The sequence below is a fragment of the Caballeronia sp. genome (assembly GCF_049581465.1).
Classification (GTDB): domain Bacteria; phylum Pseudomonadota; class Gammaproteobacteria; order Burkholderiales; family Burkholderiaceae; genus Caballeronia.
The window spans coordinates 1-9,037 of the sequence record NZ_JBAUSA010000741.1 but is presented as its reverse complement, the minus strand read 5'-3'; the positions used below and the strand labels follow the sequence as shown (position 1 = coordinate 9,037).

Below are 9,037 nucleotides of genomic sequence, written 5' to 3'. Positions count from 1 at the left end.
ATCCCAACCCGTGCCCCGTTTCCTTCGTCGTGAAAAATGGCTCAAACAGCCTCGGCAAGACGTCCGGCGCGATCCCCGGGCCATTGTCGCGCACCGCTATTTCCACGCGCTCTTCGTGCTTCCTTACCTCAATCTCTATGCGCGGCGCGTCGCACGATGCCGCGGCATCCAGCGCGTTGCCAATCAGGTTGATCAGTATCTGCTCCAGGCGCAAGTCCTCGCATCGCACGTATAGCGGCGCGTCGGATTGCGCACCCGCTTCAAAGACCAGCGTCACGCGTTGCATTCTCGGACGCAACATCGCGAGAACGTTGCGCATTGCCCGAACTACGTCAGTTCGCGCATTCTTCGGACGCGCCTTCGTCACGAACAACTTCAACTGATTCGTGATCTTCCCCATACGCTCGGTCAGCGCGCCGATCGCCTCCAGATTCTCACGGGCCGCCACGTGGTCGCCACGCTCAATGAGCACGCGGGTGTTGTCCGAGAAACTGCGCAACGCCGCAAGCGGCTGGTTCAACTCGTGCGTAATGCCCGCTGCCATCTGCCCCAACGCAGCGAGTTTGCTTGCCTGGACAAGCTCGTCGTGAGCCGCGCGCAAGTCCTGTTCGGCGCGCGTTCGCTCGCTCACTTCCTTCGTCAGCAACGCGTTCGCCGTCGATAAATCCAGCGTCCGCTCCGCCACGCGCTCATTGAGTTCCGCGTACGCAGTCTGCAGCAGCGCGCGACTGCGGATCATCTCCCGCACGCGTGCGCGCCGCATGCGCCAGTAAAAACCCAAAGTGCAAAGCGATACGACCAGCAATGCCGTCACGATCGTTGCACTTTGTGCTGCGTCCTCCACCGGTTCCAGTGACGCCATCGTCATCAAATGCCAGTCAGGCTCGCCCAGCGCACGCTGCGTGGCAAGAAAAGTCGGTGCGTCGCGTTGCGCACCCACACGCACGATTTGCGCGCCGCCTTCTAGTGTCTGCACAATAGTCAGCGGCAACGGGGTGATCGCTTGCTGGGCGTACTGCCGCGACGAATACACGGACGCCTCAACATTTTTCGGCAAGCGTCGCAACGTGTGATATTTCCACGACGGCACCGACGACAAAAAAATCACGCCATGGTCATCCGTGACCAAGAGCGGCTCAGTGGCGTCAGCGCCTTGCAGCCATTCCAGATTCAACTTCACCACCGCCACGCCGAGAATCTCGCGCGTTCCTTCCTTGAAAACCGGCTGCGAAATGAAATAACCCGGCTCGCGCGAAATCGTGCCGAGCCCGAAAAATCGGCCGGTCCCGCCTTTAACGGCATCGATAAAATACGGCCGGAACAAATATTCCACACCGACAAAACTGTCAGCCCCCTTCCAGTTGCTCGCCGCCACGCAACGCCCGTTCGCCTGGATGATGTACGTCACGGTCGCATGTGCGTGGCTATTGAGGTCTTCGAGATAACGATTGGCGCGCTCAACGAACGCCGGGTTCGGGTCCGCGAGGACGTCCTGCACGAACGGATGGCGCGACAGCAAATACGGAAGATACTCGTACCGGTCGAGCGTGCTTTTCAACGCGGTCGTGGTGCGATCCACGCGCGTTGCCGCGTTGAGCCGCAGCTCATCCAGCCCCCGCTGCCACGCAATACTCCACGTCAGTGCGCACGCGCCCACGAGGACCGCCAGCAAAACCAGGAAGACGAGGACGCGGCGCATCGGTCGAGAGGATTCCGGACGATTAAGATCCCCGATTGTGGCATGCACCGCACCGCCCACTCGATTCGATACGCCCGAAAAGCGACGCGGCGAAGCTTCCGCTGGAGGATGCGTCGCCGCCTTCATCGTCATATCAGCGGATCACCGGGTTACCGGGTCGGCACTGGTCAGCGCCGCTGTAACTCCGACCTCCTCGGCTTCTGTGTCCACCGCGCCGTGCGTCAACTGATCGCGCAATTTATCGCGGTCGAGTTCCCTCTCCCACGCCGACACCACCACGGTAGCCACGCCGTTGCCCACGATATTCGTCAGCGCGCGACACTCGCTCATGAACCGGTCGATGCCCAAAATTAACACCATGCCCGACAACGGAATAGTCGGCACAACGGCCAACGTCGCGGCCAGCGTGATGAAGCCCGCGCCGGTCACGCCGCTCGCGCCCTTGGACGTGAGCATGGTCACAGCGAGCAACGTCAGTTGCTGCCCCCACGTGAGGTCGGTGTTCGTCGCCTGCGCGATGAACAACACGGCCATCGTCATGTAGATGTTGGTGCCGTCCAGGTTGAACGAATAGCCGGTCGGCACGACGAGGCCGACCACCGAGCGCGAGCAGCCCAGCTTTTCGAGCTTGAGCATCAGTTGCGGCAGCGCAGCTTCTGACGAACTCGTGCCGAGCACGATCAGCATCTCTTCCTTGATGTACGCGACAAACCGGAAGATGTTGAAGCCCACCAGCTTCGCGATAGCCCCCAGCACCACGACCACGAACACGACGGAGGTCAGGTAGAACGTGCCGATCAGCTTGAGCATGGGAAGCAGCGAACCGATGCCGTACGTGCCGATAGTGAATGCCATCGCGCCGAACGCGCCGATCGGCGCCAGTTTCGTGATGATGCGCACGATGCCGAACAGGATATGCGACAGGCTTTCGATGAACCCCGACACCACGCGCCCCTTTTCGCCCGCGGTGGCGAGCACGGCGCCGAACAGCAACGCGATCAGCAGGATCTGCAGGATTTCGCCTTGGGCGAACGCCGAAGACATCGTGTCGGGTATGAGGTGCATCAGGAAATCGGTGGTCGTCTGGCCGTGCGCCTTGGCTGCGTAAGATGCCACCGCTTTGCCGTCGAGCGTCGCCGGGTCGATGTTGAAACCCGCGCCCGGCTTCAGCACGTGCGTCGAGATCAGGCCAAGCAACAACGCGAACGATGACACTATTTCGAAATACAACAGCGCCTTGCCGCCCACCCGCCCGACCTTCTTCATGTCTTCCATGCCGGCAATGCCGGTCACCACGGTACAGAAGATGATTGGGCCAATGACCATCTTGATCAGCTTGATGAAGGCGTCGCCGAGCGGCTTCATCTCGGTGGCGAGTGTGGGATAAAAATGCCCGAGCGCGATACCGACGGCGATCGCCATGAGCACCTGCGCGTACAGGACTTTATAGAAAGGTTTCTTCACGATAGTTCCAGGCAAAGGTTCAACAAGTCGCAATGAGCGAGGCGAAATAGGTGCGCGGCGCAACGCCGCTGAGTGAGCCTAATCAGGTCGGCCGCGTCAGGAATGGATGCATTGAATTGTCTCCGTACGATTTTTATCGGCAGGGTCCAGCTGTCTTTACTGTTGCAAGGTCGATGCCAGTGTGCCCACTGTTTAGTGCGTTGATTTATAAGGAATTTTTATGCAACCGATCGTATCAAAATCTGTCTTTCCGGAATCACGGAAAAGCCACGTCCGACGATCCGGATCGCGTTCCGGGTTATCCCGGAGAAGATTTGGATAAGGCTTTCCACGGTTTTAGTGGCGCGCGGAGAATCGAATGGATAAGGCCTTATCGTGGACTGCATCCACATACAAACCCGCGGAGCTAATCGGTCCATTTTTCGGATGGAATAATATTTTTCACATTATTTAAAATAAATCCCAGACGCCGCCACATCTCAAAAAGATTATTAATCTTAGCCAATCGTGAGCGCGGGAATGTCCGAACAACGGAAGAAGTCCTTGCGATATAACGCGATTCCAAAACAAAAACAAAAACAAAAAACCCACGTTTCCGTGGGTTTTTCAAATGCCGGACAACTGCACTGCGTTCAGACTGCGCCGACCAGCCCCGCGTCGTGAGCTTGCTGGTCCGCGTGATAGCTCGAGCGCACCATCGCACCAACAGCGGCGTGCGTGAAACCCATTTTGTACGCTTCTTCCTCGTACATCTTGAAGGTATCCGGATGGACGTACGAACGCACTGGCAAATGATGTTCCGACGGCTGAAGATACTGGCCGATCGTCAGCATATCCACGTCGTGCGCGCGCAGATCACGCATGACCTGAAGAATCTCCTCCTCGGTTTCGCCAAGACCGACCATCAAACCGGACTTCGTCGCGACTTCCGGATGCAGCGCCTTGAAATCCTTCAAAAGCTTGAGCGAGTGCGCGTAATCAGAACCCGGACGCGCTTCCTTATAAAGACGGGGCACCGTTTCGAGATTGTGGTTCATCACATCGGGCGGGGCAGCGGTCAGGATGCCGATTGCACGATCCAACCGGCCGCGGAAATCGGGCGTCAGGATTTCAATGCGGGTCATCGGCGAATGTTCGCGTACTTGCCGGATGCATTCAACGAAGTGCGCGGCGCCGCCGTCACGCAGATCATCGCGATCCACGCTGGTAATCACCACGTACTTCAACTTCAACGCGCCGATAGTGCGCGCGAGGTTCAGCGGTTCGTCGGCATCGAGCGGATCAGGGCGGCCATGGCCCACGTCGCAGAACGGACAACGACGCGTGCATTTGTCGCCCATGATCATGAACGTGGCTGTGCCCTTGCCAAAGCACTCGCCGATATTCGGGCAACTCGCTTCCTCGCACACCGTATGCAAGTTGTGCTCGCGAAGAATCTGCTTGATCTCGGTGAAACGCGAACTGCCGGTAGCGGCTTTCACGCGAATCCACTCGGGCTTCTTTAGCTTCTCGATCGGGATGATCTTGATCGGAATGCGCGACGTTTTCGCCTGCGCCTTTTGCTTGGCGGACGCGTCGTACGGTGCGGAAGGAGAAGTTGCAGCAGCGCTGCCAGCCAGATTTCCGGTTACGTCAGTCATTCGGTCGGTCCATTGGGGCGGCCACGACGCCGCCGTGCAGTTGAGCGGCGGCCGCAATACTGCCGTCGATATGATGAGTGAGGCGCGATGCCAGCTTGTATGCCACGTCGTTCCAGTCCGCCGCGACGCCGAGCGTCGCCATGTCGACCGTTTCGAGTCCCGCGTAGCCACAAGGGTTGATTGCGAGAAACGGTTGCAGGTCCATATTCACGTTGAGGCTGACACCGTGGTAGCTGCAGCCATTGCGTATCTTGAGGCCCAGCGCCGCGATCTTCGCGCCCGTGTGTTCGGCATGCTCCGACGGCGCCACGTAAATGCCTGGCGCGCCAGCCTTGCGTTGCGTGCCGAGATTATACGACGCGAGCGTATCGATCACGCCGTCCTCGATCCGCCGCACAAGCTCGCGGACCATGAGTTTGCGGCGCCGGAGATCGAGCAGGAGATACGCCACGACCTGTCCCGGCCCGTGATACGTGATCTGCCCGCCGCGATCGACTTTCACGAGCGGAATCCCACTACTCGCGTTGAGGAGATGCGAGGAATCGCCGGCTAAACCAAGCGTGAAGACGGGGGGATGTTCGACGAGCCAGATTTCGTCGACGGTGTCCGCCGTGCGAGCGTCCGTGAAAGCACGCATGGCGTCGAAGCTTTCTGCGTAAGGCTCAAGGCCGCGCCGGCGCACATTCACCGGTTGCGCCACCGAGGAGATGATGGCGCGCGGAGGGGCTTCGGCGGGGGAAAGTGAAACCGGCGTGGTAGACATGGTTTCGGCAGTTTACCGAAATACCGTCGACCTCGCCGGCCAGCAAAACGTGGAACGCCACTCAATCGGCGTCAAACCGTGCGCCATCCCGAGCCAAACCGGCGCGAAAGCCTCTCGATGCGGCGCGCCAGCCAGCCGATCGCTCGTTGGTCACAGCGCGGCGCGAGCGTGAATACAACTTGAGCGCGCTGCCCGGTTTCCGCACTGAGCCACAGCCGTTCGCGTTCGCGCAGCTTGAGCGTATCGCCTGGCGCGAGCCAGTAGTCCTCCGTGTCGTTGCTGCGCGTCGCCCAGACCGCCGCACCTTGCACCGTCAGTTTTACGCTACGGCCAATCCGCATCGGTACGACTTCCCCGTCGGCGATTTCAAAGATGATACTTGTCGATATTTCTCGCATCTCAACCTCCGCCAAAATTCGTTTCTATGACTACAAGAGTATGCTAGACAAGGGTTTAGTCCAAACGAGCAATTTTCGTCGATATGTGAGATAAATTCACAAGCACCCCTTTGGTGATAGTCCATGGACCTTCGACAACTTCCCGCCCTCAATGCGCTGCGCGCCTTCGAAGCCGCCGCGCGGCACGAAAGCTTTTCGCGCGCCGCCGACGAACTCTTCGTCACCCATGGCGCAGTCAGCCATCAGATTCGTGCGCTCGAAGCCGACCTCGGCGTGGCTTTATTCGTTCGCAACGGCAAGCGCGTGCGCTTGTCGGACGTCGGCCGCCTTTATGCCACCGATGTCCGCACCGCACTCATCGCCCTCGTCGATGCAACGCGCCAGGTCAGATCCGGCGATCGCGACCGGCGGCTGGTGGTATCGACGCTTTCGTCATTTTCGGCGCGCTGGCTGACGCCACGGATTGGCGGGTTTATCGAAAGGCATCCGCAGATCGACCTCGAATTGCTTTCGACCTTTGTGCTGACCGATTTCACGCGCGACGACGTGGATGTCGCGATTCGCTTCGGCTCAGGGAAATATCCGGGGCTGTACGTCGAGAAACTGCTGGATGAAGTGTTTTTCCCCGCGTGTTCGCCGGATTTCCGCGGTGGCGCATTGCCGCGCACGCCCGCCGAACTCGCCACGCTGCCGCTTCTGCGTTCGAACGACGAACTTTGGGCTCCATGGTTCGAGGCCGCAGGGATCGCGGACTTCGCGGAGCCTAAGCGAGGTATTTCTTATGAGGATTCGTCGAACCTGCTTCAGGCGACAATTGCGGGCCAGGGAATTGGGCTGGTGCGCCGAACGCTCGCGATGCAGGAAATCGCGGCGGGCCGGATCGTGCGCCTGTTCAACATTGACGCGCCGAGCCCGTGGACCTACTTTTTTGTTTGCACGCCCGGATCGCTTGCCACGCAGCGCGTGCAGGACTTTCGCGTCTGGATCGTCGACGAAGCCACGCGCTTCAAGCAACTCTACGACAGCACGCCAGACGCAAAGAAACCGGTCATAGCACCACTTTGACCATGGGGTGGCTGGTGAGCGCGCGGTAGATATCGTCGAGATGGGCGCGGTTCTGCGCGCGCACGGTAACGGTCAGGCCGGTGTATTTGCCGCCGGACGACGGTCGCGTTTCGATGCGCGTCACGTCAAACTCGCCGTCGAATTCGCGGAGCACGGTCACGACCGCGTTATGAAAATCCGGGTGCGTTGCACCCATGACCTTAATCGGAAAATCGCAGGGGAAGTCGAACAGCGCGTCGATATCAGGTGAGCTCATGGCTTTCTCCATCATGGGACGCCGGGACCTTCCCGAGCGTCATACAGCCAGCATAGATGGCGCCGGAGACACGAATTTTCAACTGCGCTTAACTGAGTTGAACCGCGACCCCGGGCGTTTCCAAAGCTTACTTCTTCTTTTGCCACATCATCAGCAGGGAATCCCAGGTCCGGCCGACAAACCCGGCTTGCGGCACGTCTTGCAACGCGACCAGCGGAAACTGAGCGACTTCCTTGCCGTCCGCCACCATTTTCACGGTGCCGATCTGCTGGCCCTGCTTGATCGGCGCGACGATGGTGTCGTAATGCGTGACCACTGGCTTGACCTTGTCGCCCATGCCCTTTGGCACCGTAATGTACTGATCGGTCTCCACGCCCGCCTTCACCATGTTCTCCGTGCCCTTGTAGACACGCGGCGACTCGATCACCTGACCCGCCTTGTAGAGACGCAGCGCGTCATAGGCCGTATAGCCGTAATTGAGCATCTTCAGGCTGTCCTGAACCCGGTTGTGCTCCTTCGGCTCGCCCATCATCACGGCGACCAGGCGGCGGCTCGTATCCGGCACCCCGTCCAGCGGGCGCTTGGCCGACGCGATCAGGCAATACCCGGCAGCCTGCGTGTGGCCGGTCTTCAGGCCGTCGACCGTGGAGTCGATCCACAGCAAGCGGTTGCGGTTGGGCTGCTTGATCTTGTTGTAGGTGAAATCGCGTACCGAGAAGATGCCGTAGTACTCGGGAAAGTCGCGGATCAGCCGCGTGGAGAGCACGGCCAGATCGCCCGCTGTCGTGTAGTGCTGCGCGTCAGGCATGCCGTTCACATCGGCGAAATGGGTGTGCTTCATGCCGATCCGCGTGGCCGTCGCGTTCATCTGCGCGACGAAATTCGACTCGCTGCCGCCCACGAGTTCGGCGAGCGCGATGGCCGCGTCGTTACCAGACTGGATAATCAAGCCGTACACGAGGTCATGGACGGTCACCGGCTTGTTCGCCTCGATGAACATGCGCGACTCGTCGGTGCCCACGCGGCGCACGGCCTCGCTCGGCATGACGGTCTGTTCCATGTTGATCTTCTTCGACTTGAGCGCGTCGAAGACGAGATACGCGGTCATCAGCTTGGTCAGCGATGCCGGCTCGGCACGCTCGTCCGGATTACCGGAAGCGAGGACCTGGTTGCTGGTTGCGTCGACGAGCACCCAGGAGCGCGCGGTGACATCCGGCGGCGGCACTTGCGCGAACGCACTCGCCGCGAACAGCGTGGCGGGAATGACGATGGCGGTGGCAACAGCGCGGTGAACGAAGGAATGCGGGACGAGGGATAAACCGGAAGGGGAAAAGCGCATAGGTTCGGATTGGCAGAAGAGGCATCGGCGAGTTGGCGTTTCCCCTGAAGGAAAGCGTTCAACTCGCGGGTTATACGAAACACGGGGCGCATGCGCTACGGCGAGCGCTGGAGCGACAGGTTACGGCGCAAAAGTCTGCGCCATTATACGCACGGGAGCATCGGCATTTGCCGCAAAAGTGCCTTGATTTGCAGCAGATTGATGATTTGCAGGGTGGATTTGGGCGGCGGTGCCTGGGGGGAGGTTTGGGCCGCAAGCCCGCGCAATCAGCGCCATGCATCGACGATGATCTTCTTCAAAATATGAAGCTTCCGATGAAAGAAATGCTCTCCCCCTGGAATCACCACGACGGGCAAGTCCTGCGGTCCCGCCCACGCGTACACCGAGGTGATCGGCACAGTTTCGTCCAGTTC

The 9,037-nt window shown here is 59.8% G+C and carries 8 protein-coding genes and 1 pseudogene; 1 reads left to right on the top strand and 8 read right to left on the bottom strand.

The genetic code is table 11. The features are described 5' to 3' along the window. From WCA53_RS18365 to WCA53_RS18345, 5 genes are all read right to left on the bottom strand, one after another. A partial coding sequence (locus WCA53_RS18365) for a sensor histidine kinase (RefSeq protein WP_423913667.1) occupies positions 1 to 1,825 on the bottom strand: 1,825 nt, incomplete at its 3' end. Between the two features lie 15 nt (positions 1,826 to 1,840). After that, the gene (locus WCA53_RS18360) at positions 1,841 to 3,163 is read right to left on the bottom strand and encodes a dicarboxylate/amino acid:cation symporter (protein WP_423913665.1); all 1,323 of its coding nucleotides are present in this window, start codon (positions 3,161 to 3,163) and stop codon (positions 1,841 to 1,843) included. Positions 3,164 to 3,795: 632 nt separating this feature from the next. Then, the gene (gene lipA / locus WCA53_RS18355; RefSeq protein ID WP_423913662.1) at positions 3,796 to 4,803 is read right to left on the bottom strand and encodes a lipoyl synthase; all 1,008 of its coding nucleotides are present in this window, start codon (positions 4,801 to 4,803) and stop codon (positions 3,796 to 3,798) included. Then, positions 4,796 to 5,566 (bottom strand): lipoyl(octanoyl) transferase LipB, encoded by a 771-nt coding sequence (gene lipB / locus WCA53_RS18350; RefSeq protein WP_423913660.1) that lies wholly within the window; start codon positions 5,564 to 5,566, stop codon positions 4,796 to 4,798. Before lipB ends, lipA begins: the two co-directional genes overlap by 8 nt. Positions 5,567 to 5,637: 71 nt before the next feature. Next, entirely contained in the window at positions 5,638 to 5,964 is a 327-nt protein-coding gene (locus tag WCA53_RS18345; RefSeq protein ID WP_423913656.1) for a DUF2917 domain-containing protein, read from the bottom strand. Positions 5,965 to 6,087: 123 nt separating this feature from the next. Here WCA53_RS18345 and WCA53_RS18340 point away from each other — a divergent pair, with 123 nt between their 5' ends. After that, complete coding sequence (locus WCA53_RS18340; protein ID WP_423913651.1) at positions 6,088 to 7,029, top strand: transcriptional regulator GcvA; 942 nt, start codon at positions 6,088 to 6,090, stop codon at positions 7,027 to 7,029. On the opposite strand, the gene WCA53_RS18335 is transcribed toward WCA53_RS18340, so the two are convergent. From WCA53_RS18335 to WCA53_RS18325, 3 genes and pseudogenes are all read right to left on the bottom strand, one after another. After that, positions 7,013 to 7,300, bottom strand: coding sequence for a YbeD family protein (locus WCA53_RS18335; RefSeq protein ID WP_423913649.1), 288 nt, complete (start codon positions 7,298 to 7,300; stop codon positions 7,013 to 7,015). The two genes, WCA53_RS18340 and WCA53_RS18335, sit on opposite strands and share 17 nt — an antisense overlap. A 112-nt stretch (positions 7,301 to 7,412) precedes the next feature. Then, positions 7,413 to 8,624 carry a D-alanyl-D-alanine carboxypeptidase family protein gene (locus WCA53_RS18330; RefSeq protein ID WP_423913646.1) on the bottom strand — a complete coding sequence of 404 codons (1,212 nt, stop codon included), beginning with the start codon at positions 8,622 to 8,624 and terminating at the stop codon, positions 7,413 to 7,415. Between the two features lie 266 nt (positions 8,625 to 8,890). After that, positions 8,891 to 9,037, bottom strand: a pseudogene (locus WCA53_RS18325) (alpha/beta hydrolase); the annotation flags it as partial.